Below are 25703 nucleotides of genomic sequence, written 5' to 3'. Positions count from 1 at the left end.
CAGGGGGCTGCGCATCCGGCAGGGAGCCGCGCTTCCGGCAGAAGGCCGGGACCTCCGGGAGGGGGCCGGGGCATCCGGCGAAAGGCCGGGACGTCCGACAAGGCCCGAGGCGTCCGGTGGAAGCCGGGGACAGTCGGCAGGCGGCCGGGACAGCCGACGCCGGCCCAGGTCATCCGGTGGAAGCCCGGGTTCATCGGTCACGCCCGGACCACCGGTCATGCCGGGCGCGTCAGTCGCTGAGCGCCGTTCGCAGGGTGGTCGCCATCAAGGTGATCGCCTCGCGCGCCGCCGGTACCGGGCCGGTGTGGGTGAAGTAGTGGTCGACGGCCTCGAAGACGCGGTGGGTGACGGGGACGCCCGCGGCCTCCAGGGCCTTGGCGTAGGCGTCGCCCTCGTCGCGCAGGCGGTCGTTCTCCGCGGTGATGACCAGGGCCGGCGGGAGACCGGCGAGGTCGTCGGCCAGGCCCGGCGAGACGAGGGGGTTCGCGCGGTCGGCGCGGTTCGGGACGTAGGCGTCGGTGAAGATCCTCATCAGCCCGGGGCTGAGCAGCGGCTTGGCGATGAGGGAACGCTTGGTGGCCGGGTCGGCGAGCTGGTCGAGCGGGGCCGAGTCGAGGATCTGCAGCCGGGGGGTGAAGGTGCCGCGGTCCCGGGCGAGGCGGCAGACCGCCGCGGTCAGGTTGGCTCCGGCGCTGTGTCCGCCGACGGCGAGCCGCGTACCGTCCCAGCCGCCCGCCGAGCCGTTCGCGGCGACCCACGCGGTGACGTCGTACGCCTGGGTGACGGGTACGGGGAACGGCCGCTGCGGGGCGACGGCGTAGTCCACGTTGATCACCACACAGCCGGCCGTGGCGGCTATGGAGCGGCAGATGTGGTCGTCCTGTTCCGGGTGGGCGACCACGAAACCGCCGCCGTGGAAGTTGACGTACACGGGGGCGGGGGACTCGGCCGCGGCGGAGGGGCGGTAGACCGTGCAGGTCACCGGGCCCGCGCCGGTCTCCACCCGGAGGGTCTCGGCCGGGGTCGCGGCTCCGGCGGACCGCAGGTCCTTGTGCACGCGGGACATCACCCGGCCGAGGAGCAGCTGGACGCCTCTGGCCTGGACTGTTGAGCTCAATGACATGATCCCGCTCCATATCTGCAAGGTTCAAGTATCAGGATTCCTGATAATGCACCCTGCAGCGCCGGTTGGGTACTCCTGGGCGACGGCAGGGTTCCTCTTAGCGTGCGGAACGCGCAACGACCGCCACCCCGCCCCGGCCCCGCACATCCCGGTACTCTCTGCCCACCTCGGAGGTAAATCGATCTAGTTCAGCGACGGAGCGGGAGCGTGCCATGGATCCGAACGCGCAGCGGCGCAGTACGTACGAAGCGGCCCTCCGCCTGCGCGAGGCGCCGTTCGTGGTGGAGCGGCCACCTCTGTTCAGCCCCGCCGTGGCCGCCCAGGACGAGGCCAACGCGCGCGGGGCGTACGGCCACTTCGCGCAGACCCTGCTGCCGCTGGAGTATTCGCAGTGGGCCGAGGAATGCGCCGCCCATGTCCGGACCTGTTACCTCGGGGACTGGAGCGCGCTGCACAAGGTGATCGTCCGGGGACCGCACGCGCTGGGATTCCTCGATCAGCTGGGCATGAGAAGTCTTTCCCGGTTCGAGCCGGGTGGGATCAAGCACCATGTCCAGCTCGACGAGAACGGCCGGGTCGCCTCGGAGGGCGTGTTGTGCCGGCTCGGCCCGGAGGAGTTCCTCTACACCGCCGGCAGCTGCGACTGGCTGCTGTGGCGGCTCGGCCGAGGCGGCTGGGACGCGGCGGCGACCGACGTCAGCCCGGATCTGTTCGTCTTCGGCGTCCAGGGACCCCGGTCCCTGGCCGTGCTGGAGAAGGTCACCGGGGACGACCTCCGGGACATCGGCTTCAGCCGCAGCAGGATGTCCCGGGTCGGCGGAGTGCCGGTGCGGGTGCTGCGGACCGGGATCTCCGGCGAGCTGGGATACGAGCTGCACGGTTCCGCCGAACACGCGGGCGCGATCTGGTCGGCCGTCGTCGCCGACGGACGGGACTTCGGCATCCGTCAACTCGGCCTGCGCGCACAGCCCGTGCAGCACATCGAGGCCGGCATCGCCACCAACGGGCTCGACTATCTGCCCGCCTCGATCCTCACGCCGGGCGCGCCGCGCCAGTTCCGCAGGGGCACGCCCGGTGGCAGTTTCGTGCCCGTCAACGGGGTCGGCGACTACTTCCGCAAGCCGGGCGAACTCGGCTGGGGGTTCCGCCGGGGCATACCCGGGCGGGACTTCGTCGGCCGGGACGCGCTGGTCGCGGACGCCGCGAGCGGCATCCCGGGCCGGACGCCGGTCGGCCTGCGCTGGAACGGCCACGACGTCGGCGGTGTCCTGACCTCGCTGCTGGGCGACGACGACACGCCCGCGCCCGACCAGATGGAGCTGCCCCGGCAGTCCGGTCCCGCCTTCGACCAGGTGCTGGTGGCCGGCGAACCGGTGGGGGTGTCCACCGGGCGGACGCTGAGCGTGCATCTGCGCGCGACGATCTCCCTCTGCGTGATCGATCCCGCGTACGCGACACCGGGCACCGAGGTGACCGTCCTGTGGGGCCGGCCCGGAACCCCGCAGCGGGAGATCCGGGCGAGCGTGTCCGCGCTGCCGTTCAAGCCGGACAACCGCCGGACGGACGTCGGCCGCCCCTGACACCCGCCGCCCCACCGTCCCCCCTGCCCCTGCCCCTGCCCCTGCCGCCCCACGAGACACTGGATCGATCTAGCTAAGCTGGGGGTGTTTCGACAGACAGGGGGCACTGTCATGGAGCCTGCACGGCGGGTCACGCTGAAGGACGTCGCCGCGGCGAGCGGTGTCTCGCGCGCCACCGTGAGCTTCGTGCTCAACGACGACCCGAACCAGACGATCTCCTCGTCCACCCGCGAACGCGTGCTGCGGGCGTCCCGCGAACTCGGTTACGTCCCGCACGGCATCGCGAGGGCGCTGCGCGAGGGATCGTCGCGGATCGTGGTCCTCAACGTCGACTGGAGTATGGAGGGCAACTTCTCCCGCAGCTACATCCGCGGCCTCGACGCGGAACTCGCCGCGCACGACCACGTCCTGCTCGTCCGGCACGGAGAAGCGGCACCGCAGTCGACGCAGCGGATCCTGGACGCGATCGTGCCCCGCGCCGTCCTGCGGTTCGGCGAGGCGTACATGGACGGGCACGAGCCCGACCAGGAGGACTGGGAGCACGGCTTCGCCGCGCACGCCGCCCTGCAGATCCGGCACCTCGCCGAGCGCGGCCACACCCACATCGCCATGGCGCTGCCGGACCACGCGTTCCCGCTGACCGGGGCGCGTCTGCACTTCGCCGACGAGACCGCCCGCCGGCTGGGTCTCGCCCCGGTGACCGACCTCGTGGTCCCCCGGCCGCGGGAGTCCGGCGCGGCGGCGGTACGGGCGTTCCTCGCCGCCCACCCGGCCGTCACCGCGATCGCCGCCTTCGACGACGACCTGGCGCTGCGCACGCTGACCGCCCTGCACGACCTGGGACGCGTGGTGCCCGACGAGGTCGCCGTGATCGGCTACGACGACACCGAGTACGGCGCCCTGGTCACGCCCGCGCTCACCACCGTCCACATCGACGCCGAGGCCAAGGGCCGGGTGGCCGCGCGCACCGTCCTCGGACTCGACGCCGCCGACCTGGTGATGACCCCGGGACGGGTGATCGTGCGGGATTCGGCCTGACCCGAAACGCGCAAGCATTGCGTGCGCGGCATCACCCTCGCCACCCGGCGACCCCTCCTGTTAGCTTCATCGCTAGATCGATTTAGTACCTGATGCGGCACCCTCGGTGGCACCTCTCATGGCACCCCCCGGCCCGTCACTAGATCGATTTAGCCGCGTAGTGGACGCCCGCGGGGCGGACGCCGACGAGAAGGAGCCGCATGGCCATCCCCAGTCTTCAGGACGGCATCGACGAGGCCGGATCGCCGGTCGAACTGCTGTGGAAACCGCATGCGGAGCCCTGGCTTCCGGAGGTCGTCGACCGCGAGTACGCCGGCTGGCGCCTGGAGCAGCGCGCCTGGCACCAGGGCGTCGCCCTCCTCAACCTCTCGCACCACATGTACGACATGTGGATCGACGGCCCGGACGCCACCCGGCTGCTCGCCGACCACGGGGTCAACAACTTCGAGCGGTTCGCGATCGGCCAGGCCAAGCAGTACGTCCCCGTGACGCGGGAGGGCACCATCGTCACGGACGGCATCCTGGCCCGCGAGGCCGAGGACCGGTACCTCCTCAGCGGGATCCCGGCCGCGCAGCACTGGGTCCGGTACCACGGGGAGAAGGGCGGCTACGACGTCTCCTTCACCACCGACCCGTCCTCCGCGTTCCGTCCGGGCGGCGGCGACCCGAAGCTGTTCCGGTACCAGGTCCAGGGCCCGCTGGCGGCGGAGCTGGTGGAGCGGACGTTCGGCGGACCGCTGCCGGAGACCAAGTTCTTCCACTCCTCCCCCGTCGCCCTCGACGGCCGCGCCTTCCGCGCCCTGCGCCACGGCATGGCGGGCCAGGCGGGCTTCGAGTTCATCGGCCCGTGGGAGCACGCGGCGTACGTCCACGAGGCGTTCCTCGAAGCGGGCGGGCCGCTGGGCCTGGTGCAGGTCGGCGCCCTCGCCTACACCACACCGAGCGTGGAGAGCGGCTGGATCCCCTCACCGGTGCCCGGTATCTACACCGACCCGGATCTGCTGGAGTACCGCAGGCAGCTCGCCCTGTTCGGCATCGAGGGCAAGCGCCCGCTGAACGGCAGTTACTTCTCGGCGGACATCGAGGACTACTACGTCTCGCCGTACGAGCTCGGCTACGGGAAGCTGATCCACTTCGGCCATGACTTCGTGGGCCGGGACGCCCTGCTGAAGGCGAAGCACTCGGTGCGCCGCACGAAGGTGACCCTGGTCCTCGACCCGGACGACGTGCGCGAGGTCGTCGGCCAGGGGCAGGACCCGGGCTTCCATCTCACCTACGCCCGGCACCGGGTGGAGAACGGGACCGGGCTGATCGGCATGACCATGCAGACGGCGACCATCGACCCGGTGGGCACCCTCCTCTCCCTCGCCCTGCTCGACCGGGAGCACGCCGAACCCGGCACCCAGGTCCACGTGGTGTGGGGCGAGCACCCCGGTTCCGGTACCGACCCCGAGGCGGACCTCGGCTTCCCGCGCATCCGCGCCACGGTCCGGCCCGCGCCGTTCAACGAGCACGCGCGCACGTTCTACCGCCGCAACGCGTGAGTGAGGGACGACCATGAACCCTGGCCTTCCGGCCCCGGCGTCGGTGCGCGCATCGCTGCTGGAGGACTTCTCCCTCGAGATGACCGGCAAGGACGTGCCGAAGCTCGAGGAGGCGCGTGACCTCATCCCGCCGGGCACCCGCGTCAACGTCACGTTCCTCGGCAACGAGGACCTCGCCCTGCGGCTGGCCGCCGCCCGGGCCGTCAAACGCCTCGGCTTCGTGCCCGTACCGCACATATCCGCCCGTCGACTGCCCTCGCGGGCCGCCCTCGAAGAGTTCCTGGCCGGGCTGCGGGCCGACGGCACCGGGGAGGACGTGTTCGTCGTCGGCGGCGACCCGGTCCGCCCCGAGGGTCCGTACGAGGACGCGCTGGCTGTCATCCGCAGCGGACTGCTCGAGCGGTACGGCGTGCGCGGCGTCGGCGTCAGCGGCTACCCGGAGGGGCATCCGGCCATCGCCGGGCCCGCCCTGTGGTCGGCCCTCACCGACAAGAGCGGGGCGCTCGCGGAGCAATGCCTCGCGGGCAGCGTCATCACCCAGTTCGGCTTCGACGTCGACCCCGTCCTGCGCTGGGTGGAGGAGACCCGGGCGCGCGGGGTCGACCTCCCGATCCGGATCGGGGTGCCCGGACCCGCCGGCGTCAAGCGGCTGATGACGTACGCCTCCCGCTTCGGCGTCGGCACCAGCGCCTCCATCGCGAAGAAGTACGGGTTCTCCCTCACCAACCTCATGGGGACGGCGGGCCCCGACCGGTTCCTGCGCACGCTCGCCCGGGAGTACGACGCCGCGCGCCACGGCGAGTTGAAGGTGCACTTCTACACGTTCGGCGGGCTGAAGGCCACCTCGGAGTGGGCCGCCCGGTTCAGGAAGGAGGGCTGACGTGACGCTCACCCAGGACGCCCCGGCGCGTGCCCGGCGGGAGGCGGCCCCGCGCCACCACGCCTCGCTGATCGTGCAGGGCCGCGACCGGACGGGCATCGTCGGCGCCGTCGGCGCGGTGCTGGCCGAGCACGGCGCGAACATCGTCTCCCTCGACCAGTACTCGGACAATCCGCAGGGCGGCGCCTTCTTCCAGCGGACCGTGTTCGGCCTCGACGACCTGCGGGCCGCGCTGCCGGCCGTCGAGGAGGACCTGGACGTCCGGCTCGCGCGGGACTACGGGCTGACGTACACGCTGCGGGATCTGTCGGTGCCCAAGCGGGTGGCGATCTTCGCCTCGAAGTCGGACCACTGTCTGCTCGACCTGCTCTGGCGCCACCGGCAGGGCCAACTCCCGGTGACCGTCTCCATGGTGATCTCCAACCATCCCGATGTGGCCGAGGAGGTCCGCTCGTTCGGGATCCCCTTCTTCCACGTCCCCTGCCAGGGGTCGGACAAGTCGGCCGCCGAGGCGGAGCATCTGCGGCTGCTGCAGGGCAACGTCGACTTCGTCGTGCTGGCCCGGTACATGCAGATCCTGTCGGGCGACTTCATCGAGCGGGTCGGCGTCCCGGTCATCAACATCCACCACTCCTTCCTGCCCGCCTTCATCGGGGCCGGCCCCTACGCCAAGGCCAAGGAGCGGGGCGTCAAGCTCGTCGGCGCCACCGCCCACTACGTCACCGAGGATCTCGACGAGGGCCCGATCATCGAGCAGGACGTCGTCCGCGTCACCCACGCCGACACGGCCGCCGACCTCCAGCGCCGCGGCGCCGACGTCGAACGCGCCGTCCTGTCCCGCGCCGTGCTCTGGCACGCCGAGGACCGGGTGATCCGCAACGGCAACCACACGATCGTCTTCGCCTGAACCGGCCCCGGAGAAAGGCTCCGGAGAAAGGCTCCGGAGAAAGACGAGTCCCCCATGACTTCAACGATCGACGGCAGGAAGACCGCCCGGGACGTCCGGTCGAAGGTGGCCGAGGAGACCGCCTCCTTCGTCGCCGCCACAGGGATCGTGCCCGCACTGGCGACGGTCCTGGTCGGCGAGGACCCGGCCAGTGCCGTGTACGTCGCGAACAAGCGGCGCGCGGTGCGGGCGGCGGGGATGCGGGACGTGCACCGGGCGCTGCCCGCGGACGCGACGCAGGAGGACGTGGCCGCCGTCCTCGACGCGCTCGCGGCCGATCCCGAGGTCTCCGGGATCCTGCTCCAGCTCCCGCTGCCCGCGGGGCTCGACAGCGCCGCGCTCATCGACCGCATCCCGGCCGTCAAGGACGTCGACGGCCTGACCACCGCCAGCGCCGGTCTGCTGGCCCGCGGCGCGTACGGCCTGCGCCCCTGCACCCCCAGCGGCGTCATGGAACTCCTCGACGCGGAGGGGGTCACCGTCAAGGGCGCCCACGCGGTGGTGGTCGGACGGTCCGAACTGGTCGGCCGGCCCATGGCCCAGCTGCTCCTGCGGCGCGACGCCACGGTCACCGTCGCCCACCGCCACACCCCCGACCTGGCCGCCGTGACCCGGCCGGCCGACATCCTCGTCGTCGCCGCCGGAGTACCGGGGCTCATCGGGCCCGAGCACGTCAAGCCGGGCGCCACGGTCGTCGACGTCGGCATCCACCGGACCGGCACCGGGCTGACCGGCGATGTCCGCGCCACCGAACTGGACGGCCTGGCCGCGCGCCTCACCCCGGTGCCCGGCGGCGTGGGGCCGATGACCATCGCCCTGCTGCTGGCCAACACCCTGCGCGCGGCCCGGTGGTCCCACGGCTCCGGCCGGTAGCACCCGAACCCATTCCTTCTCCCCCAGCACGGCGACGGAGCCGTGCGTCAGCGATCGCGAGGAATGCCATGCCCAGCCTCGAAGAAGAGATCAACAACGCCGGAGGACCGCTCGCACTGCTGCGGCAGGGACGCTCAGGCGCCTATCCGTTCCCGATCCGGGCGGAGTTCAGCAACTGGCGTGACGAACAGGAGGCGTGGCGCTGATGGACCTGCCCACCACATGCCCGACCTGATCGTGCGGGGGCCCGACACCTACCGGCTGCTGGAGCACCTCGGCGCCAACAGCTTCCAGGGCTTCGGCCCCGGCAGCGCCAAGCAGCTCATCACGGTCCGCCCCGACGGCCAGATGATCGGCGACGCCATCCTCTTCTGCGTCGGCGACCACCACGTCCGGGTCGTCGGCCGCCCACCGGCCCTGAACTGGGTGCAGTTCCACGCCGAGACCGGCGACTGGGACGTCACCGTCCGCCGTGACGAGCGTACGGTGAACAGCCCCAAGGGCCGCGAGCTGTTCCGGCTCCAGCTCCAGGGCCCGCACGCCGCGGCGATCTTCGAGAAGGTCAACGGCGGCCCGATGCCCGACATCCCCTTCTTCCACATGGGCCGCTTCAAGGTCGGCCCGCACGAGGTCACCGCGCTCAACCACCGGATGTCCGGCTTCCCCGGCTACGAGTTCACCGGGCCCTACGCGGACTTCGCCTCGGTGCGGGACATCATCCTGGAGGCCGGCGAGGAGTTCGGGCTGCGCCAGGTCGGCGCCCGCGCCTACGCCTCGGTCGCCACGGAGTCCGGCTGGATCGCCAACACCCTGCCGGCGACGTACTCGGGCGACGACATGAAGGCCTTCCGCACATGGAGGCCGGCCGGACAGGCGTACGCCGCCGCGCCCGCCTTCTTCATGACCGAGCACTTCGGCATCGACCCGGCCACGCTGCTCCGGGTCCACGACGTCCTGCCCCCGTCCCACGTGGGCGCCTCCGCGACGGACACCGCGCCGGACATGGCGCCCTTCACCGTCATGGAGAACGACGACGTCAGGGTCACCGCCGTCCTGGTCCCGCACGGCGCGGTGTACCCCGCCTACGCCTACCGCTTCGACACCGACCACGGCAGTGTCGTCCTCTCCGGCGACACCTCCCCGAGCCCGAACCTGATCCGGCTCGCCCGGCACACCGACGTCCTGGTCCACGAGGCCCTCCACCCCGCCGGTCTGGCCGGCCTCGGTCTGCCGGCGGCCCTGATCGAGCACATCCTGGCCACCCACACCGATGTGGCCGAACTCGGCCGGATCGCCGCCGAGTCGGACGCCCGCGCCCTGGTCGCCACCCACCTCGGACCTGGCCGGCGGACCGACGTCCCCGAGGCGACCTGGCACCGGCTGCTGCGCGACAGCGCACACCGCGCGGGGTACGGCGGGCCCGCGCTGGTCGGCGACGACCTGATGCGGGTGCCGGTGGCCCGGCGGCGGGCCGGCGCCCGCTGAGCCACCGACGGCTCTGTTAACCTCGACCCTCCACTGGATCGATTTAGTGGATCCAGTCGGGCCACGGACGACGGGAGAAACGTCATGGACCGCATGCTCCTGATGCGCAGCTTCGTCACGGTCGCCCAGCTCGGCAGTTTCAGCGGAGCCGCCCGGGCCCTCAGTTCCTCGGGGTCGCTCGTCTCCCGCCATGTCGCGGAGCTGGAGCGGCAGATCGGGGTCCGGCTCGTCAACCGGACGGCCCGTTCCGTCAGCCTCACCGAGCCGGGGCTGCGCTATGCCGAGTTCGCCGCCCGCATCCTCAAGGAGATAGAGGCGGAGGACGCGGGCATCGCGCAGCTGCACGACCGGGCGGAGGGGGGCCTGAGCGTCGTCTCCCCGAAGTGGATCGGCAGCCTCGACCTCGGTGACGCGATCGCCGCCTTCTCCGCCGCCCATCCGAAGATCGTCGTGCGTTTCGAACTGGGCGGCATGTCGGACCGCACCTACGACTTCCTGGACAGCGGCTTCGACGTCGCCCTGCACACCCGCGATCTGCGGGACTCCAGCGTCCACCTCAAGAAGGTCGCCTCCCTCCCGTTCGCGCTGTGCGCGGCCCCGGAGTACCTCGACCGGTGCGGGGCCCCGGCGCACCCCAACGAACTGGCCGCCCACGACTGCCTCGTGCACGTCAACGAACCCGTCTGGCGGCTGGGGCACGGATCGTCCTCCACGCTGCACAAGATCCGCAAGGTGGTGTACTCCTCGAACTCCTACCTCGCCCTGCAGAAGGCGGCGGTCCACGGCCGTGGCATCGCCCTGCTGCCGCAGCGCTCGGTCTACGACGACCTGCTGGCCGGCACGCTCCGGCCGGTGCTGCCCGGCCATCTCGTCCCGGAGCGCCCGCTGTACGCGATCTACGCCCCGGGCCGGCCGACCCCACGCAAGGTCACCGTCTTCCTCGCGTTCCTCGGCGAGTGGTTCAGAAACAACCCCATCCCCACCCTGGAGCCCCGGTCGGGCACTCCCCTACCGGTGGTGCGAACCGGCCGCCCGGGCCGGTGAGACGGCCACCGGGTCGCGGTGGGCCCGATGGTGGTCGGTGTCACGGGGGGTGGCCAGTACCGTCCGTGTCCGGTCCGTGAGGCTCGCCTGCGACAGGGTGCCCCGACCGGCGAGGACGCTCTCCAGTGCCGCGAGCCAGTGGGCGTAGTAGCTCCACGGCTCGCCGTCCGGCTCCTTCTCCCAGCGCCGGATGGACTCGATGAGCGACAGCTGGAACTCGCTCCACGCGTAGTGGCCGCCGTCATGGGCGGCGACCGCCATCGCGAAGGCCCGCAGCTCCCACGGCGCTTCGAAGGGCCGGTCGGCGCCCGGCAGACCGCACACGAGGTCCTCCACCCGGCGACGCGCGTCCTCGGGTCCGGCGGCGTCCGGCCGCTGCGCGGCGCTCATGACGCCGGGGCGGCGACGGGGCCGACGCCGATCATCGAGTTCCGGGTGACCAGCGCCCGAAGCCGCTCGGCGCTCAGGCCCTCGGTGCCCGCGGGCCGCTGCGGCAGCACCCAGTACCGCAGTTCGGAGCTGGAGTCCCAGACCCGGATCTCCACCGAGTCCGGGATCGGGAACCGGAAGTCCTCGGCGAGCACCTTGCGCGGCTCCCGGACGATACGGGCCCGGAACGGCGGCGCCTTGTACCAGTTGGGCGGCAGCCCGAGCACGGGCCACGGATAGCACGAGCACAGCGTGCAGACGATCACGTTGTGGACGGTGTCGGTGTTCTCGACGACGACCATGTCCTCGCCCTGGAGGCCGCCGATGCCCATCTCCGCGCAGGCGGCGGAGGCGTCGGCGAGCAGCCGGGCCTTGAAGTCGGGGTCGGTCCAGGCCCGCGCCACGACCTTGGCGCCGAGCTGGGGTCCGACCTCGTTCTCGTAGATCTCGGTCAGCCGGTCCACCGCGGCGGTGGTCAGGACGCCCTTCTCGATCAGCAGCGCTTCCAGCGCCTTGACCCGCGCGGTGATCTCCGCCTGCGTCCGCAGCCGGGTGTCGGTCGGTGCCATGCTCACTTCTTCCCTTCGGCGAGAGTCATGTAGGGCTCCCAGGCGTCGTAGCAGACCGTGGCGTTCGGGTCGCCGGCCTTCTCGCCCCAGAGCTCACGTGCCGTGAAGCGGACGGTGTAGAGGTGCTCGGGCGCGTCACCGCCGCCGTTGCCGGCGCTGTCGGGGTAGATGAAGGTGCCGTGCGCCCCGGTGACCACACCGGTGCGGCCCCTGACGTAGCGGGCCCGGCGGGTGTGTCCGAGCGGGCTGTCCCCTGCGATGGTGACGACGTCGCCGACCGTGAACCCGGCCGCCCTGTCCGACGCGCGTGCCGCGGGCGCCCCGCCGGTGACGGCGGCGTCGACGAAGGCCAGCAGCTCGGGGTCCTCGCGCTGCGGCAGTGCCGCGTCCGGGTGCGCGAGGAAGAACGCGGTCCGCGCGGCCAGTTCGGCGGGGTCGATCATCCCGGCCTTCGCCGCGAAGTGCTCGGCGGTGTGCACCCAGTGCTCGTAGTAGTTGGACAGCAGGTACTCCGCCGGGTCCATCTGCTCGATCCCGTGCCGGAACATGTCGACGTTGAACAGCCCGGCCCGGAAGCAGCTCGCGAACAGGGAGAACGCCGCCTTCTCCCAGTCGGCGCGGAAGACCGGTTCGTTGTCCTCGGTCAGGACGGGGCCCAGCCCGTCCGTGCCGCCGAGGTCGAATACACCGTTCATACGGCCACTCCGTTCATACGGCCACTCCGTTGCTCGCGGGGACCGGCGGTGCGGGGAAGCCTCCGACGGCCTGTTCGTAGGTGTGCGCCACCCGCAGGACGGTGGCGTCGTCGAAGCGCCGGCCGATGATCATCAGGCCCGTCGGCAGACCGCCGACCGGTCCGGCCGGCACCGTGCAGGCCGGGTGGCCGCTCACGTCGAACGGGGCGGTGTTGCCGACCATCGACAGCGCGGTGGTCAGATAGTCGGCCAGCGTGACGTCGGCCGGGGGAAGCGCGGGCGCGGTGTACGGGAGCGTGGGCATGACCAGCACGTCGTACCGGGCCAGCGCGGCGTCGTAGGCCGCGCGCACCTCGGGGACGAGCCGGCGGGCCATGGCGTAGTACCTCCCGCCGCCCTCCTCGAAGGTGTAGCGCCCCGACAGCCCCACCAGCTTCACCGTCCGGGACAGCTCGTGGCCGCGCTCCAGCCGTCGGCGGGCGAAGTGGGCGATCAGCTCAGGGTCGTAAAAGCCGTCGGTGTTCATGCCGTAGGCGTTGCCGTCGAGCATCTGGTAGGCGGCGCCCTCGGTCGCGATCACGTTCCACACGTGGAGCGCGTCGGTGTGCCAGGGGACCGACACCTCCGCCACGTCGAGCCCGGCGCCGCGCAGGACGTCGATCGCGGCACGGACGGAGCCGTCGACCGCCGGGTCCGACACGGCCGTACCGAATCCTTCGGCGACCACGCCGACCCGCAGTCCCGACGCGGGTTCGGCGAGTGCCGCCGGGTAGTCGACCGGTGCGATGACGCCCGGCTGCCGGGGATCCGCGCCGTCCGGGCCCGCCAGGACACCGAGCAGGGCCGCGGCGTCGGCCACCGTACGGGCCATCGGCCCGAGGTGGTCGATGGTCCGCTCGATGGGGAACGCGCCGGTGTACGGCACCAGTCCGTGCGTCGGTTTGTGTCCGACGATCCCGCAGAAGGCGCCCGGGATACGGATCGAGCCGCCCTGGTCCCCGCCGACGGCCAGATCGGCCTCGCCGGTGGCCACCAGGGCGCCGCAGCCGCTGGAGGACCCGCCGGCGTTGCGGGTCTCGTCCCACGGGTTGCGGACCGGGCCCGGCCGCGAGGTGAAACTGGCCCCGGAGAAGCACAGGTCCTCGCACACGGCCTTGCCGGTGATGGTGGCCCCGGCGTCGAGCAGCCGGCGGACCACGGTGGCGTCCTGACGGGGTACGAAGCCCTCGACCGTACGGGATCCGTTCATCATCGGCACGCCCGCCACGGCGATGTTGTCCTTGACCGCCACGGTGCGCCCGGCGAGGGGGCCGTCCGGCGCCCCGGTGAGCGAGGTGGTCACGTACCAGGCGCCGAGGCGGTTGTGCTCCGGCCCGGCCGGCGCCCAGGCCCGCTCGGGCGGCGGGGTGCTCCCGCCGAGGCGTGCGTAGAGTTCCTCGACGGCGGTGGAGGAGGCCAGCGAGGCCTCGACCGCGGGGGCGTACTCGGTGAGTTCGGCCGGGGACAGACCGAACCGGTAGTGCCGGTCCAGGGCGGCGAGACGCTCGGTGTCCGGTGGGGGAAGCGACGACATGGGGCAGCTCCTCCGCTATCCGGCGACGTGCGCGGGGGTGTGGTCGAGGACGGTCAGGAAGCCGGTCCGGTTGTGGCAGTTGACGTACTCCGAGGACCCGCCGCCCTCGGGGATCACCGAGACCTCGTGCCAGAGCGACATGTCCATCGGCTGCCCGTCCTTGCCCTGCATCATCTGGAAGAAGGCGCCGTAGATCTCCAGATGGCTGCGGTGGCCGCGCGACCACGTCATGAGGTGTTCGAGGGACAGGAACCAGCCGACGGTGCACGCGCGGTCGATGATCTCGCCGCCGAGGGCCTGCTCACGGATCTTGCGGGTCTGCAGACAGCCGGTGTCGGGGTGGGTGGCCAGATAGTCGACACCGACGTCCTTCACCGGGTCGACGTTCGCGAAGTAGTCGTCCTTGAAGACGGTGCTCCTGCGCCAGTCCTGGGCGGTGCGGATCAGACAGACGTTCCCCGGCACGGTGACGGAGACCCGCTTGCCGAGCGTCTCCTCGGTGGTCGGGGTGTACGCGTACAGCGCGCCTTCGAGTTCGTCGGTCCGCGAGGCGGTGATACGGTCCCTCGCCGATCCCCAGTAGTCGTGCACCTTGGTCGGCCCGACCCGCACATGCCGGGCGATGCCGGGGGTGTCGTACTCCTCGGGGTCGTGCGGTGTGTACAGCGTCTCGATGTGGTCGCGGGGTATGGTCACGGCCTCCCGGTAGTAGCCGAGGGGTCCGCTGACCGGCCGCGTTTCCCAGAAGGTCCCGACCGCCTCCTGCCGGGCCCAGCGCTCGTACTCCTCGGGCGCGAACCAGTACGCCATGAGCGTGGCGTTCGCGTACCCGTAGGCGTCGGTGTACTGCCCCCGGTCGAGAACCGTCGGCTGTGCGTCCGCGCCGAACAGCGGAAGCATCTCCTCGATCGCCTTGTTCGCCTCGTCGAGGCTCGGGGCCTGGACGCCGAACTGGGCGAACAGAATCTCGGTGACGCCTTCGGGATAAGTGGTCGACCACATTTCGAAACGCGGTTCCGAGTCGGTGACACGAATATGACGGGGCATGGGGCCTCCAGATCGGGTCGGCGGTGATTGACCGTACGGCGGCCCGGAGCCGGGTGTTTGTCCCTCAGCGACAGCCCGCTTGACGCTCTGCGCCACTCCCGTGATCGCCCGCTGATCGATTCACGGAGGGCACCCGGGCGTATTGACCCGCGCTCGGCACGCTCCTACGGTGCAGTCCACGTGGGAGGAGCAGCCTCGTGTCCAACTCGAGCCTCACGGAGATCGTGCGGACCAATTCGCCGGCCGCCTGGACCGACGCCATCCGGGACACTTTCGTGGCGCTCGACATCAGGCCGGACGACTCGTCGCGGTTCACCGGAACCGTGCGCACCCGGCGGCTGGCGCACCTCATGGCGGCCGATGTCCTCGCCACGTCCCAGACCTTCGACCGGACCGGCCGGCTGACCTCGCGCCGGCCGCTCGACCTGATGCAGATCGGCCTGGTCGTGGCGGGCGAGGGCGAACTCGTCCAGGACGGGCGGAGCTGCGCGCTGCGGCCGGGGGACTTCGCGCTCTACGAGACCGCCCGGCCGTTCACCTGGCATCTGCGCCCGGACTGGCATCTGCGCGTGTTCACCTGGCCTCGGGAGTCGATTCCGCTGAGCGAGGCGCGGTCACAGCAGTTGACGGCGCGAACGGTCCGCGCCGATTCCGGGGTCGGGCAACTGCTTTCCCCGCTGTTGTCGGGTCTTCTCCTCCATGATCGGGACGTCTCCTCCGGCGGTGCGATCAGACTGGCCGACGAAATAGCGGAATTGGCGATCACGGCCGCGCTCGAGGAAAGCGATCCGGGTGATCAGGACTCACGGGCGCTGGAATTGCGGGAAAACATCCTGCGGTACATCGACGCCCATGTCGACGACGCCGATCTGACACCTCAGCAGATCGCGCAGGCGTTCTTCGTCTCGCCCCGGACCCTGCACCGGCTGTTCGCCCGTTCCGGCGAGACCGTCGCGGCCACGATCCGTCTGCGCCGTCTGCAGGCCTGCCGCGAGGCGATGCTGTCGCCGCGGAACACCCACCGCCCCCTGACCGACATCGCCTCGCACTTCGGCTTCACGGACCTGGCCGTCTTCAGCAGGGCCTTCAAGGCCAGGTACGGAGTGAGCCCGAGCCGGTACCGCGAACTGCACGGATAGGGCGGGCAGGACACCTCCTCCCCTTCAGCCCCACAAAATCCAACGGGAATCGACAGAACCATTGACCCGTCAGATCCCCACCCCTACCTTCTGACCGACTTGCCGAACCTGGTTCGAGATATCGACCCGTTCGTGCCCTATCCGGGCCACCGACCACAGGAGACACCCCCTATGGCGAATGTCCTGACAGGCAGATGGGCGTCACGCGTCACCGCGCGTGTCCTGGCCCTCGCTCTCGGTCTGACCGGCCTGGCAGCCCTCCACGGCCCCGCGCCGTCGGCGCCGTCGGCCGTCGAACCGGCCGCGGTCAGCACCAGCCAGATCGGCGTGACCCCGCCGCCGATGGGATGGGCCTCCTGGAACAGCTTCGCCAGCAGCATCGACTTCGACGTCATCAAGCAGCAGACGGACGCCCTGGTCTCCTCCGGCATGGCGGCCGCCGGATACCAGTACGTCAACCTCGACGACGGCTGGTGGCAGGGCGACCGCGCCTCCGACGGCACCATCGCCGTCGACGCGGACCTGTGGCCGAGCGGGATGAAGGCCGTGGCCGACTACATCCACAGCAAGGGCCTGAAGGCCGGCATCTACACCGACGCGGGCAAGCAGGGCTGCGGCTACTACTACCCCACCACCCGCCCGGCCGCCCCCGACACCGGTATGGAAGGGCACTACCAGCAGGACCTGGAGACCTTCCAGCGCTGGGGCTTCGACTACGTGAAGATCGACTGGTGCGGCGGGCAGGCGGAGGGCCTGGACCCGGAGACCACGTACAAGGCGATCGCCGCCGCGAACGAGGCGGCGGAGGCCGTCACCGGCCATGAACTCGTGCTGTCCTTCTGCGAGTGGGGCACCGGACTGCCGTGGAACTGGGCGACCGGCCACGGCGACCTGTGGCGCACCAGCACCGACGTCATCCTGTGGGGCCAGACCGCGACCACCGCCAAGATGCTCACCAACTTCGACCGCGGTCTGCACCCGGCCGCCCAGCACACCGGCTCCTACAACGACCCCGACATGCTGATGACCGGGATGAGCGGCCTGACCGCCGCCCAGAACCGGCTGCACATGGGCCTGTGGTCGATCTCCGGCGCCCCGCTGCTGGCGGGCAACAACCTGGCCACGATGAGCACCGCGACCCGGGACATCCTCACCAACCCCGAAATGATCGCCATCGACCAGGACCCGCGCGGGCTGCAGGGCGTCAAGGTCGCCGAGGACACCCGGAACCTGCAGGTGTACGGCAAGATCCTCGCCGGCACGGGCAAGCGGGCCGTGCTGCTGCTCAACCGCACCGGCGCGGCGGCCTCGATGACCGTACGCTGGGCCGACCTCGGCCTCACCTCGGCCTCCGCGTCCGTGCGCAACGTCTGGACGGGCACCGACGCCGGTTCGTCCGCCACCGGCTACACCACCACCGTCCCGGCGAACGACGCCGTCCTGCTGACCGTCTCCGGCACCGAGGCGTCCGGAACGACGTACGAGGACACCACCGCGGCCACCACCCCGGTCCTCACTGGTGTGAACGCCTCGACCGCCGGCACCGAGCTGGTGGACATCACCTACGCCAACGGCGGCGGCACGGCCCGCAAGGCCACCCTCAAGGTCAACGACCAGTACGCCTACGTCGTGTCGTTCCCGCCCACCGGCTCCGCGACCACCTACCGGACCGTCTCGGTCCTGGCGCACCTGGCCAAGGGCGCGAACACCGTGCGCTTCGCCGCCGTCTCCGGCGCCACCGCCCCCGACATCGACGCCATCCGCGTCCAGGGCGTCCCCGGCACCGACGGCACCGCCTTCGTCGGCACCGCCTCCGGCCGCTGTGTGGACCTGGAGAGGAACACCATCACCGACGCCACCCAGGCACAGCTGTGGGACTGCGGCGGCGGCCAGAACCAGACCTTCACGCACACCTCCCGCGGCGAACTCGTCGTCTACGGCAACAAGTGCCTCGACGCCGACAACAACGGCACCGCCAACGGCACCAAGGTCATCATCTGGAGCTGCACGGGCGGGACCAACCAGAAGTGGACGACCCACTCCGACGGCACCCTCACCAACGACCTCTCGGGCCTGTGCCTGGACGCCTCGAACGCGGCCACCGCCAACGGCACCAAGCTCCTCCTGTGGACGTGCAACGGCCAGAGCAACCAGAAGTGGACCGCGACGTGACCCGCTTCTGAGCTACTGACCCGGGCGGACGACCACCGCGAGGGTCTGCACCGCGCCGCTGTGTTCGAAGTGCAGCGTGAAGGCGACGAGGTCACCGGACTTCCAGTCCTTCTTCGCGGGAACCACCACGTCGAGGCCGGCCGGGGACATGGCGAGGCTGTCCCCGGCCGGGACGGCGACGGAGTCGACGGTCCGGTCGGAGGCCGTGTTGGCACCGGTCATGACGTGACGGCTCAGGGTGGGGGTGTCGGCCCCGCCCTCGGCGGTCGTCACCTTCAGCAGCCGGTCGGCCGAACCCCCGCTGTTGGTGATCCGGAAGAACGCCGCCGTGACCGGGGTCCCGCCGGACGGCACGAACATCTTCCCGTCGGTGACCTTGATGCGGGCCGGGCTGCCCGCGTGGCCGGAGGCGGTCCACGCGCTCAGCCCGCCCAGGGCGAGCCCGCACGCGGCGACCGGCGCGAGCGCGGCGAGGAAGGTGTCGGTGAGCCGACGGCCGGTCGGCCGCCAGAGGTGCTGTCCGGTCATCGGTCACTCCTTCGGGCAGGGGGCGACGCAGGCCGCCAGGCGCGCAGACGCAGGCTGTTGGCGACGACGAGGACCGAGCTGGCCGACATGGCGGCAGCGGCGAGCATCGGGTTGAGCAGGCCGACCATGGCGAGCGGGACGGTGACGGCGTTGTAGCCGAAGGCCCACACCAGGTTGACGCGGATCGTGCCCAGCGTGCGCCGGGCCAGCAGGACCGCGTCCGCGAGGGCGTCGATCTCGCCGCGTACGAGGGTCACGTCGGCGGCACCGATGGCCACGTCCGTGCCGGTGCCCATGGCGATCCCGAGGTCGGCGCCGGCCAGCGCGGCGGCGTCGTTCACCCCGTCGCCGACGACCGCGACCCGGTGGCCCTGCTCCTTCAGCTCCCTTACGAGATCGGCCTTGCCCTCGGGAGTGCGGCGGGCGTGGACCTCCTCGATGCCGAGGGCCTCGGCGACGGACCGGGCGGGCGCCGCACGGTCACCGGTGGCCAGTACGGGCCGTACGCCGAGCCGCCGCAGCCGGTCCACCGCACGGTGGCTGCCGGGCCGTACGACGTCCCCGATCTCGATCAGGGCCTCGACCGTGCCGTCCACCCGGACCAGGACGGGCGTACGAGCGGCGGACTCGGCCCCGGCCAGGGCATCCGCCAGGGCGACCGGCACGTCCTCGTCGGGCGCGAGGACCTCGACGAGCCGCCCCTCCACCCGCCCCCGCACCCCGCGCCCGGGCAGCGCGGCGAACCCGCTCACCTCCGGCAGCCGTGGCTCGCCCGACTCCCGCCGGGCATACGCGGCGACGGCCCGGCCGAGCGGATGCTCCGACCCCTGCTCCACGGCCCCCGCCCACCGCAGCACCACGTCGAGCCCGAGCCCGTCCGGTACGGCGGTGACCTCGGCGACCGTCATGTGACCGCTGGTGAGCGTGCCGGTCTTGTCGAGCACGACCGTGTCGATGTGCTGGAGCCCCTCCAGCGCCTGCGGCCCGGTGACCAGGACACCCATCCGGGCACCGCGGCCGGTCGCGGCCATCAGCGCGGTCGGGGTCGCCAGGCCGAGCGCACAGGGGCAGGCCACGACGAGGACCGCGACGCACGCGGTGATCGCCGCCTGCGGATCGGCCCCGGCCCCCAGCCAGAATCCGAGCGCGGTGGCGGCCAGCGCCAGCACGACCGGGACGAAGACCCCGGCCACCGAGTCGGCGAGCCGCTGCGCCCGCGCCTTCCCCGCCTGCGCCTCGGTCACCAGCCGGGTGATCCGGGCGAGTTGTGTGTCGGCTCCGACGGCCGTGGCCCGTACGAGCAGCAGCCCGCCGGCGTTGACGGCCCCGCCGACCACGGCGGAACCGGGCCCGACCTCGACCGGCTCGCTCTCCCCGGTGACCAGGGACAGATCCACGGCCGAACTGCCCTCCGTGACCTGCCCGTCGGTGGCCACCCGTTCCCCGGGCCGCACGACGAAGACCTGTCCGGCCCTCAACTCCTCGATGGAAACCAGCCGTTCGGAGCCGTCGCCCGCGCGGACGCAGACGTCCTTGGCGGCCAACCGGGCCAGTGACCGCAGGGCCTCCCCGGTCCCGTGCCGGGCCCGCGCCTCCAGGAACCGGCCGGCGAGCACGAACAGCGGTACGCCGACGGCCCGTCAGCTCAGCGATCTACAAGCGGAACGACTGCAGGCCGAGCTGGAGGCGGGGCCGGCGGCGCATGGCTGGACGGAGGACCAGCGGTGGACCCTACGGGAAGCCGCCGGGCCCCTTGGAGGCCAGAGCCGCGCTGCCGCCCTCGCGCCAGGTGGCGTGCCAGGCGTACGCCGACTTTCGCGACACCCGTAACCTGCGGGCCGCCTCCGGCGGCCGGACGCCTCGCTCGAACATCTCCGCGGCCTCGAAGCGCACTGCTTCACGCTTCGCCCGCCCCGCAGCGGTAAACTCACCGCCACCAGGGACTGGACCTACACCCCCTGGAACGCCACCGGCCCCCTCCAGATCGGCCGCAAACTCTCCTCCGGCACCTACGGCGAGTACGCCAACGCATCGATCAGCAACATCCGCGTCTACTCCACCGCCCTGCCCCCCGCCGACGCCTCGGCCACCGGCGACAGCCCCAAGGTCGCCCAGCTCGACTGAGCCCCTCCCGACACTCCCCAGGGCCCGTCCCGGTCTGACCGGGGCGGGCCCGCGTCCGGGCACAGTCGCACGCGGCCGCCCCACCGGGCGAGCGAGAGACCCCCAGGTCGTAGTGTCTCCACCGTCTTCCGTCGTCGCCGCAGCCGGGCCGAACAGCATCTGCCCATCTCTTCGGCCGTGACGCCGGGCGGATCGGCGACGTCACCAGGGCGGATGCCCTTGGACCACAGGCCTTGGAAGACCTTGGTCAGGATCTGCGACGTCTCGCGCTTCTCCAGGCCCTGTGGCTCGTCCGAGCGGTATCCGCGTGCGCTCAGGTCCGCGCAGGTGGAGCGGTACTGCCAGGCGGTGAGGAGGCCGAGGTCGTGCATGCGGTACGTCAGGGCCATGGCCGAGACAAGGCGCCGGCGAAGTCGTTGGCCTGGCGTTCGGCTTCCGGTCCGGTGCAGGGGCGTTCGCCGCCGGCCTGCATCAGAGGAGTCGGCGATGAGCACGTCGACGCGGCACCGGCCCCGGACACCGGTCAAGAACCGTGCGCGCGGCAGCGTGCCGCTCTGGCCGATACCCGTTGCCGCGCTGGTGGCCGCAGCCGCCATCACCGTGGCGGTCCTGCTGCCCGGCCTGCGGCACAGCCGGCCACCGGCCGCCGTACCTGCTCCACCCGTCACGACCGTGGTGGCCACGGTCGACGGCCAGGACATCCCGGTACGAGAGCTCGCCCTCTACCTCACTGAGGAGAGAGCAGCGACCAGAAGTTCGGAGCCGACGACGGCCCTGACTTGTGGACCACCGAGCACGACGGCCGGACACCCGCTGCCTACCTCCGCGAGCGCGCACTCGCCGACGTCATCCTGCGCAACGGGCGGACGGGGAACACCCGCCGCCGACATATCTCCTGAGCAACCTCGCCTCCGCCCTCCGGGACAGGCTCAAGTCCGCGTGCACCACAACGTGTTCGACGCGGTGCCGGTCACCTGATGTACCCGGCTGGTGGTCCGCGTGAGCACCGGAGCGCCGCCGGCCTCGCCGTGGGGCGAAGCGCGACGGCGCTGATGGTTCCGCGCCGGCGTCAGCTCCTGGTCCACTGCTGGTTGCTGCCGCCGTTGCAGTACCAGACGTCGACCGATGTGCCGTTGCCGGTGCCCGCTCCGGCCGCGTCCAGGCAGAGCGCCGGGTTCGCGACGCTGGACACGGAGAGGTCCGCGTTCACGTTCCACTGCTGTGCCGCCGCGCCGGTGCAGTCGGTGATGACCACGGGGTCCCCCGCCGTGGCTCCGGTGCCTCCCACCGTCATGCACTTGTTGCCGTAGACGGTGAGTTGCTTGTCCGCGTCCCAGTTCCAGGACTGGTTGCCGCCGGCGTTGCAGTCCCAGAGGTCGAGCTGGGTGCCGTTGGCCGTGCTGAAGCCGGGTACGTCGACGCAGCGGCTCGAGCCCACTCCGCGCAGGACCTCGCCGGGAGGGGCGGGCGGCAGGTCGTTGACCGGCGGGGTCTTGCCGAAGCCGTAACCCCAGCGCAGCAGAGCTACTCCGGTGGCGCTGTTGTCCACGAGGTTGCCCTTGGAGTCCAGCGACTCGATCGAGTAGGCGTCGCCGAAGCGCAGGCCCGGCCAGTACACCAGTCCCATCCCCTTGCTGCGGGCGGTGTTGGCCACCGACGCGAGGTATGAGGTGTAGATGTTGCCGTTCCACGCGCCGTAGTTCAGGCCGATGGTCATCGGGGCGCCGGCCTCGTCGATGATGGTCCGCCCGGCGTACTTGCCGATCCGGGCTTCGAGGTCGGCGGTCCAGTCAGACTGCTTGGTGTAGCTGTTCCAGAACCCGTAGAAGTGCAACGACAGCAGGGTTCCGCGCAGTTCGCGTGCCGCGCCGACGCCGGTGACGTTGTCGTTGTAGCCGGTACCGCTGATCACGACGCGGCCGCGCGGGACGTCCTTGTGCTGGGCCAGCCATCCGCTGGTGACGGACACCCACTGGTCCAGCGTGTAGCCGTGCGGCTCGTTCATGGGCTCGAAGTAGACCCGTGGGTTGTGCTTGTACTCCCGCACCACGGTGTTCCACATCGTCTTCCAGGCGGCCGTGTCGTCGACCAGGCCGTCCTTGCTGGTGTCGGCCTCCCAGTAGCTGACGATGACCTTGTCGCCGCAGGCCGTGGCCGCGTCGATCGTCGCACGGTACGACTTCCACCAGGTGGTGCCCACGGTGGCCGGGTTGATCGGCAGTCGCAGCGTGTTGGCGCCCAGGTTCTTCTTGAAGCCGCGCACCATCCTGTCCGTGGTGCGGTACACGGTGCGGTAGTTGTCGGTCACCGACAGCCCGCTCGGCACCACGGCGTCACTGGCGTAGTTGTCGCGTGGGTCGGCCCAGTTCACTCCGCGGAAGTCACTGGTACCGCCCTTCGGCGAGGGCTTCACCGACGCGTGCGAGGCGGCTGACGTGTCGGCGGCCGACTGGGCGAGGGCGGGAGCGGGGGCGCTCAGGAACATGAGTGTTGCACCGAGGCCGGCCATGAGCACGCTGGCCAGCCTTCTGGACCTCGTCGAGGTCTTGGTCATGTCGTCTCCAGTGACGGGAAAACGCGGAGGGGCGGAGTACGGGTTCGTCACCTGAGCCGAGGCACTGATGAACCTGATGAACCTGGGTCCGGTACAGACTTGGAACCGCCTGAACCGGCCATGTTTACGTAACCATGGCGGACATTGGCACAGCGCTCACGCTAGTGACAAGACCCGTGATGGTTCCGAAGTGAACGGGGGCGGTGTCCGGCACCCCCGCAGCGTGACGCGGCTCGTTCGCGGCCATGGCCCTGCGATGCAGTCGAGATGGCTGTCACCCGGTCCGAGCCGACGCCCGGTACCAACGGCTCGTAATCGTTGCCGAGCTTTTGATCATGGTGTGGTGTCGGCGTATGCGACAACGGGCCGCCGGCTTCCATGCGGGCGTAAGAAGGCGCCAGGCCGTGGGCCTGGCGCCGGTGGAGAACGGTGGCTCGACGCCGGGTGCCCTTCTTCTGCCGTTGATGTTCTGGGTGTCGGCGCCCAGGAGATGCGAGCCGCCCGATAGGGGTCGGATCCGGCACCATCGCAGGCAGTGAGCTTGGACCCGGTTGAGTCGTTGCCCGTTGAACCCGCAGCCGGCTGAGTGCCGTTGCAGTAATCGCTGGAGGCGCAGTTCGCCAGCCGCTTCACCTTTGTCGAGAGCCAGCTGAAGTCGCCGCTCCACTGAGCGCTTGGGCAGCGGGCGTTGGGTTCGCGCTGACCTGCGCGAGGGCGGCGTGGTGGGTGGGCTGTGCGAGCGTCTCGGTGTCGAATTCGGGACGCCGGCAGGACACAAGGATTCGGAAGTGCTGCCCGGTGACCTCGGGTGCCGGGAGACGGCCTGCACGGAAGCAGTCCAGTTCACCGGGATATGACCGCCGGTCAACGGTGAGACGTTTCCGCAGGTCACAGGGGTGCACAGTGAGGCGGGTGGGACTCGAACCCAACTCGGGCCTCCCCGACGGCTGTGCCTTCGCCGCCCGTTGCGACCGGGCCACCGACACATGCGCCCGGCTGCCGCTCATGGCGGACACGGTCGCCTGTCACCACCCGTACGTGCAGGAGGACCTCCGCGCTTGAACTGCACCGCATCACCGCCGGATACGACCGGTACGCACCCGTGGTGCGGGGCGTCTCCCTGACCGTCGCCCCCGGCGAGGCCGTCGGCCTGCTCGGCCCCAGCGGCTCCGGCAAGTCCACCCTCGCCCGTGTCGCCGCCCTCCTGCACCGCCCCGACTCCGGCACCCTCCTCCTCGAAGGCGCCCCGGTACACCGCCGGCGCCACCGCGCACCGCGCGAACAGCGCACCGCCGTCGGGATCGTCTTCCAGCAGCCCCGGCTCTCCGCGGACCCCCGGCTGCGACTCACCGACCTGATCGCGGAGCCCCTGCGCGCCACCGGACGCCGCGAGGCCGCCCCCGAGCGGGTCACCGAACTGGCCGCGGCCGTCGGCCTGACCTCCGACCTGCTCAGCGGCGCCCGCACGAAGTCAGCGACGGCCAACTGCAACGCGCCTGCCTGGCCCGCGCCCTCGTGCTGCGCCCGCGCTGGCTGGTGTGCGACGAGATGACGGCGATGCTCGACGCCTCCACCGCCGCCGCACTGGTCGCCGTCGTCGAGGAGTACCGCCGGACCACCGGTGCGGGCCTGCTCGCGGTCGGCCACGACCGTGTGCTCCTGCACCGCTGGTGCGACCGCACGGCCGAGTGGGACACGCTGGGCGAGGAAGCCCCTTCAACGGCGGAGAGGCTCCCGCGAGTCACGTCCTCGCGGGAGCCCCCCGTCCTACCGCCTGCAAGTGAAGGTTGAGAAGACGATCACGAGCAGGACGTTCTCATACGTCAGGGCGCGAGCAGCAGGCTGTCGCCGCGCTCCTTGGCGGCGGCGTAACGCCGGGCCACGTCCTGCCAGTTGACGACGGCCCACATGGCGTCGATGAAGTCGACCTTCTGGTTCTTGTACTGGAGGTAGAAGGCGTGCTCCCAGGCGTCGAAGACCAGGATCGGGGTGGAGCCCTGGCCGACGTTGCCCTGGTGGTCGTAGACCTGCTCGACGATCAGGTGCCCGCTGAGCGGCTCGTGGGCGAGGACGCCCCAGCCCGAACCCTGGGTGGTGGCCGCGGCCTTGGTGAGCTGGCCCTTGAAGCCGGCGAAGGAGCCGAAGGACTCGGTGATCGCGTCCGCCAGGTCGCCGACACCGTCGGCGGCCAGCGGCTCGCCGCCGCCCTCGCCGGTCATGTTGTGCCAGTAGATCGAGTGCAGGATGTGCCCGGAAAGGTGGAACGCCAGGTTCTTCTCCAGGCCGTTGATCGAGCCCCACGACTCCTTGTCCCGCGCCTCCGCGAGCTGCTCCAGCGTGTCGTTCGCGCCCTTGACGTA

The 25703-nt window shown here is 71.2% G+C and carries 22 protein-coding genes and 3 pseudogenes; 13 read left to right on the top strand and 12 right to left on the bottom strand.

Going from position 1 to position 25703, the window contains the following annotated elements; genetic code table 11:
- Positions 1–229: 229 nt before the first annotated feature.
- Positions 230–1123 (bottom strand): alpha/beta hydrolase, encoded by an 894-nt coding sequence (locus ABZ464_RS38425; protein WP_359285573.1) that lies wholly within the window; start codon positions 1121–1123, stop codon positions 230–232.
- Between the two features lie 212 nt (positions 1124–1335).
- On the opposite strand from ABZ464_RS38425, the gene ABZ464_RS38420 reads away from it, so the two are divergent.
- The 9 genes from ABZ464_RS38420 (at position 1336) to ABZ464_RS38380 (ending at position 10513) form a co-directional block, all read left to right on the top strand.
- Positions 1336–2703: an aminomethyl transferase family protein gene (locus ABZ464_RS38420; RefSeq protein ID WP_359285570.1), complete on the top strand. Its 1368-nt coding sequence runs from the start codon at positions 1336–1338 to the stop codon at positions 2701–2703.
- Between the two features lie 111 nt (positions 2704–2814).
- Positions 2815–3741, top strand: coding sequence for a LacI family DNA-binding transcriptional regulator (locus ABZ464_RS38415; protein WP_359285568.1), 927 nt, complete (start codon positions 2815–2817; stop codon positions 3739–3741).
- Positions 3742–3941: 200 nt separating this feature from the next.
- On the top strand, positions 3942–5285 hold the full coding sequence (locus ABZ464_RS38410; protein WP_359285565.1) for an aminomethyl transferase family protein: 1344 nt from the start codon (positions 3942–3944) through the stop codon (positions 5283–5285).
- A gap of 13 nt (positions 5286–5298) precedes the next feature.
- Complete coding sequence (locus ABZ464_RS38405; protein ID WP_359285563.1) at positions 5299–6165, top strand: methylenetetrahydrofolate reductase; 867 nt, start codon at positions 5299–5301, stop codon at positions 6163–6165.
- A 1-nt stretch (position 6166) separates the two neighbouring features.
- Entirely contained in the window at positions 6167–7072 is a 906-nt protein-coding gene (gene purU / locus ABZ464_RS38400) for a formyltetrahydrofolate deformylase (protein WP_359285560.1), read from the top strand.
- 54 nt (positions 7073–7126) lie between these two features.
- Positions 7127–7984: a bifunctional 5,10-methylenetetrahydrofolate dehydrogenase/5,10-methenyltetrahydrofolate cyclohydrolase gene (locus tag ABZ464_RS38395; RefSeq protein ID WP_359285557.1), complete on the top strand. Its 858-nt coding sequence runs from the start codon at positions 7127–7129 to the stop codon at positions 7982–7984.
- A gap of 68 nt (positions 7985–8052) precedes the next feature.
- Positions 8053–8190, top strand: coding sequence for a hypothetical protein (locus ABZ464_RS38390; protein ID WP_359285554.1), 138 nt, complete (start codon positions 8053–8055; stop codon positions 8188–8190).
- 16 nt (positions 8191–8206) lie between these two features.
- Positions 8207–9469 carry a hypothetical protein gene (locus ABZ464_RS38385; RefSeq protein ID WP_359285551.1) on the top strand — a complete coding sequence of 421 codons (1263 nt, stop codon included), beginning with the start codon at positions 8207–8209 and terminating at the stop codon, positions 9467–9469.
- Between the two features lie 84 nt (positions 9470–9553).
- Entirely contained in the window at positions 9554–10513 is a 960-nt protein-coding gene (locus ABZ464_RS38380; protein ID WP_359285548.1) for a LysR family transcriptional regulator, read from the top strand.
- Here the strand turns inward: ABZ464_RS38380 and ABZ464_RS38375 are convergent.
- The 5 genes from ABZ464_RS38375 to ABZ464_RS38355 are packed head-to-tail and all read right to left on the bottom strand — an operon-like array spanning position 10478 to position 14781.
- The gene (locus ABZ464_RS38375; protein ID WP_359285545.1) at positions 10478–10903 is read right to left on the bottom strand and encodes a nitrile hydratase accessory protein; all 426 of its coding nucleotides are present in this window, start codon (positions 10901–10903) and stop codon (positions 10478–10480) included. The two genes, ABZ464_RS38380 and ABZ464_RS38375, sit on opposite strands and share 36 nt — an antisense overlap.
- On the bottom strand, positions 10900–11511 hold the full coding sequence (gene nthA, locus ABZ464_RS38370) for a nitrile hydratase subunit alpha (RefSeq protein WP_359285542.1): 612 nt from the start codon (positions 11509–11511) through the stop codon (positions 10900–10902). The genes ABZ464_RS38375 and nthA overlap by 4 nt, the downstream gene beginning before the upstream one ends.
- Before the next feature lie 2 nt (positions 11512–11513).
- Entirely contained in the window at positions 11514–12206 is a 693-nt protein-coding gene (gene nthB / locus ABZ464_RS38365; RefSeq protein WP_359285539.1) for a nitrile hydratase subunit beta, read from the bottom strand.
- Positions 12207–12219: 13 nt separating this feature from the next.
- A complete protein-coding gene (locus ABZ464_RS38360) occupies positions 12220–13779 on the bottom strand; it encodes an amidase (protein WP_359285536.1) in 1560 nt (519 codons plus the stop codon).
- Between the two features lie 15 nt (positions 13780–13794).
- Complete coding sequence (locus ABZ464_RS38355; RefSeq protein WP_359285534.1) at positions 13795–14781, bottom strand: phenylacetaldoxime dehydratase family protein; 987 nt, start codon at positions 14779–14781, stop codon at positions 13795–13797.
- 242 nt (positions 14782–15023) lie between these two features.
- On the opposite strand from ABZ464_RS38355, the gene ABZ464_RS38350 reads away from it, so the two are divergent.
- On the top strand, positions 15024–15965 hold the full coding sequence (locus ABZ464_RS38350) for a helix-turn-helix domain-containing protein (protein WP_359285532.1): 942 nt from the start codon (positions 15024–15026) through the stop codon (positions 15963–15965).
- A 171-nt stretch (positions 15966–16136) separates the two neighbouring features.
- The gene (locus ABZ464_RS38345) at positions 16137–18137 is read left to right on the top strand and encodes a ricin-type beta-trefoil lectin domain protein (RefSeq protein ID WP_359285529.1); all 2001 of its coding nucleotides are present in this window, start codon (positions 16137–16139) and stop codon (positions 18135–18137) included.
- A 12-nt stretch (positions 18138–18149) separates the two neighbouring features.
- Here ABZ464_RS38345 and ABZ464_RS38340 read toward each other — a convergent pair whose 3' ends face one another.
- From ABZ464_RS38340 to ABZ464_RS38320, 5 genes and pseudogenes are all read right to left on the bottom strand, one after another.
- A complete protein-coding gene (locus ABZ464_RS38340; protein WP_359285527.1) occupies positions 18150–18665 on the bottom strand; it encodes a copper chaperone PCu(A)C in 516 nt (171 codons plus the stop codon).
- A pseudogene (locus ABZ464_RS38335) lies at positions 18662–20302 on the bottom strand (heavy metal translocating P-type ATPase); the annotation flags it as partial. The gene ABZ464_RS38340 and the pseudogene ABZ464_RS38335, both read right to left, overlap by 4 nt.
- Before the next feature lie 94 nt (positions 20303–20396).
- A complete protein-coding gene (locus ABZ464_RS38330) occupies positions 20397–20558 on the bottom strand; it encodes a helix-turn-helix domain-containing protein (protein ID WP_359285524.1) in 162 nt (53 codons plus the stop codon).
- A 158-nt stretch (positions 20559–20716) separates the two neighbouring features.
- Positions 20717–21178 (bottom strand): hypothetical protein, encoded by a 462-nt coding sequence (locus ABZ464_RS38325; RefSeq protein ID WP_359285521.1) that lies wholly within the window; start codon positions 21176–21178, stop codon positions 20717–20719.
- A gap of 680 nt (positions 21179–21858) precedes the next feature.
- Entirely contained in the window at positions 21859–23343 is a 1485-nt protein-coding gene (locus ABZ464_RS38320) for a ricin-type beta-trefoil lectin domain protein (RefSeq protein WP_359285519.1), read from the bottom strand.
- Positions 23344–24258: 915 nt separating this feature from the next.
- Here ABZ464_RS38320 and ABZ464_RS38315 point away from each other — a divergent pair.
- Both ABZ464_RS38315 and ABZ464_RS38310 read left to right on the top strand, forming a co-directional pair.
- Positions 24259–24405 (top strand): annotated as a pseudogene (locus tag ABZ464_RS38315) (ABC transporter ATP-binding protein); the annotation flags it as partial.
- 1 nt (position 24406) lies between these two features.
- Positions 24407–25134 (top strand): annotated as a pseudogene (locus ABZ464_RS38310) (ATP-binding cassette domain-containing protein).
- A 32-nt stretch (positions 25135–25166) separates the two neighbouring features.
- Here the strand turns inward: ABZ464_RS38310 and ABZ464_RS38305 are convergent.
- Positions 25167–25703: superoxide dismutase (locus ABZ464_RS38305; protein ID WP_359285516.1), on the bottom strand; the 537-nt coding region annotated here is incomplete at its 5' end.

It is taken from the genome of Streptomyces sp. NPDC005820, from assembly GCF_040630255.1.
GTDB lineage: Bacteria > Actinomycetota > Actinomycetes > Streptomycetales > Streptomycetaceae > Streptomyces.
The sequence above is the reverse complement of the archived record's forward strand: the minus strand, read 5'-3'. Positions and strand labels throughout refer to the sequence as shown.

Bases quoted from the DNA above. Each gene is read 5' to 3' on its own strand.
- ABZ464_RS38425 (WP_359285573.1), bottom strand. From the start codon at position 1,123: ATGTCATTGAGCTCAACAGTCCAGGCCAGAGGCGTCCAGCTGCTCCTC.
- ABZ464_RS38420 (WP_359285570.1), top strand. From the start codon at position 1,336: ATGGATCCGAACGCGCAGCGGCGCAGTACGTACGAAGCGGCCCTCCGC.
- ABZ464_RS38415 (WP_359285568.1), top strand. From the start codon at position 2,815: ATGGAGCCTGCACGGCGGGTCACGCTGAAGGACGTCGCCGCGGCGAGC.
- ABZ464_RS38410 (WP_359285565.1), top strand. From the start codon at position 3,942: ATGGCCATCCCCAGTCTTCAGGACGGCATCGACGAGGCCGGATCGCCG.
- ABZ464_RS38405 (WP_359285563.1), top strand. From the start codon at position 5,299: ATGAACCCTGGCCTTCCGGCCCCGGCGTCGGTGCGCGCATCGCTGCTG.
- ABZ464_RS38395 (WP_359285557.1), top strand. From the start codon at position 7,127: ATGACTTCAACGATCGACGGCAGGAAGACCGCCCGGGACGTCCGGTCG.
- ABZ464_RS38390 (WP_359285554.1), top strand. From the start codon at position 8,053: ATGCCCAGCCTCGAAGAAGAGATCAACAACGCCGGAGGACCGCTCGCA.
- ABZ464_RS38385 (WP_359285551.1), top strand. From the start codon at position 8,207: ATGCCCGACCTGATCGTGCGGGGGCCCGACACCTACCGGCTGCTGGAG.
- ABZ464_RS38380 (WP_359285548.1), top strand. From the start codon at position 9,554: ATGGACCGCATGCTCCTGATGCGCAGCTTCGTCACGGTCGCCCAGCTC.
- ABZ464_RS38375 (WP_359285545.1), bottom strand. From the start codon at position 10,903: ATGAGCGCCGCGCAGCGGCCGGACGCCGCCGGACCCGAGGACGCGCGT.
- nthA (WP_359285542.1), bottom strand. From the start codon at position 11,511: ATGGCACCGACCGACACCCGGCTGCGGACGCAGGCGGAGATCACCGCG.
- nthB (WP_359285539.1), bottom strand. From the start codon at position 12,206: ATGAACGGTGTATTCGACCTCGGCGGCACGGACGGGCTGGGCCCCGTC.
- ABZ464_RS38360 (WP_359285536.1), bottom strand. From the start codon at position 13,779: ATGTCGTCGCTTCCCCCACCGGACACCGAGCGTCTCGCCGCCCTGGAC.
- ABZ464_RS38355 (WP_359285534.1), bottom strand. From the start codon at position 14,781: ATGTGGTCGACCACTTATCCCGAAGGCGTCACCGAGATTCTGTTCGCC.
- ABZ464_RS38345 (WP_359285529.1), top strand. From the start codon at position 16,137: ATGGCGAATGTCCTGACAGGCAGATGGGCGTCACGCGTCACCGCGCGT.
- ABZ464_RS38340 (WP_359285527.1), bottom strand. From the start codon at position 18,665: ATGACCGGACAGCACCTCTGGCGGCCGACCGGCCGTCGGCTCACCGAC.
- ABZ464_RS38325 (WP_359285521.1), bottom strand. From the start codon at position 21,178: ATGGCCCTGACGTACCGCATGCACGACCTCGGCCTCCTCACCGCCTGG.
- ABZ464_RS38320 (WP_359285519.1), bottom strand. From the start codon at position 23,343: ATGACCAAGACCTCGACGAGGTCCAGAAGGCTGGCCAGCGTGCTCATG.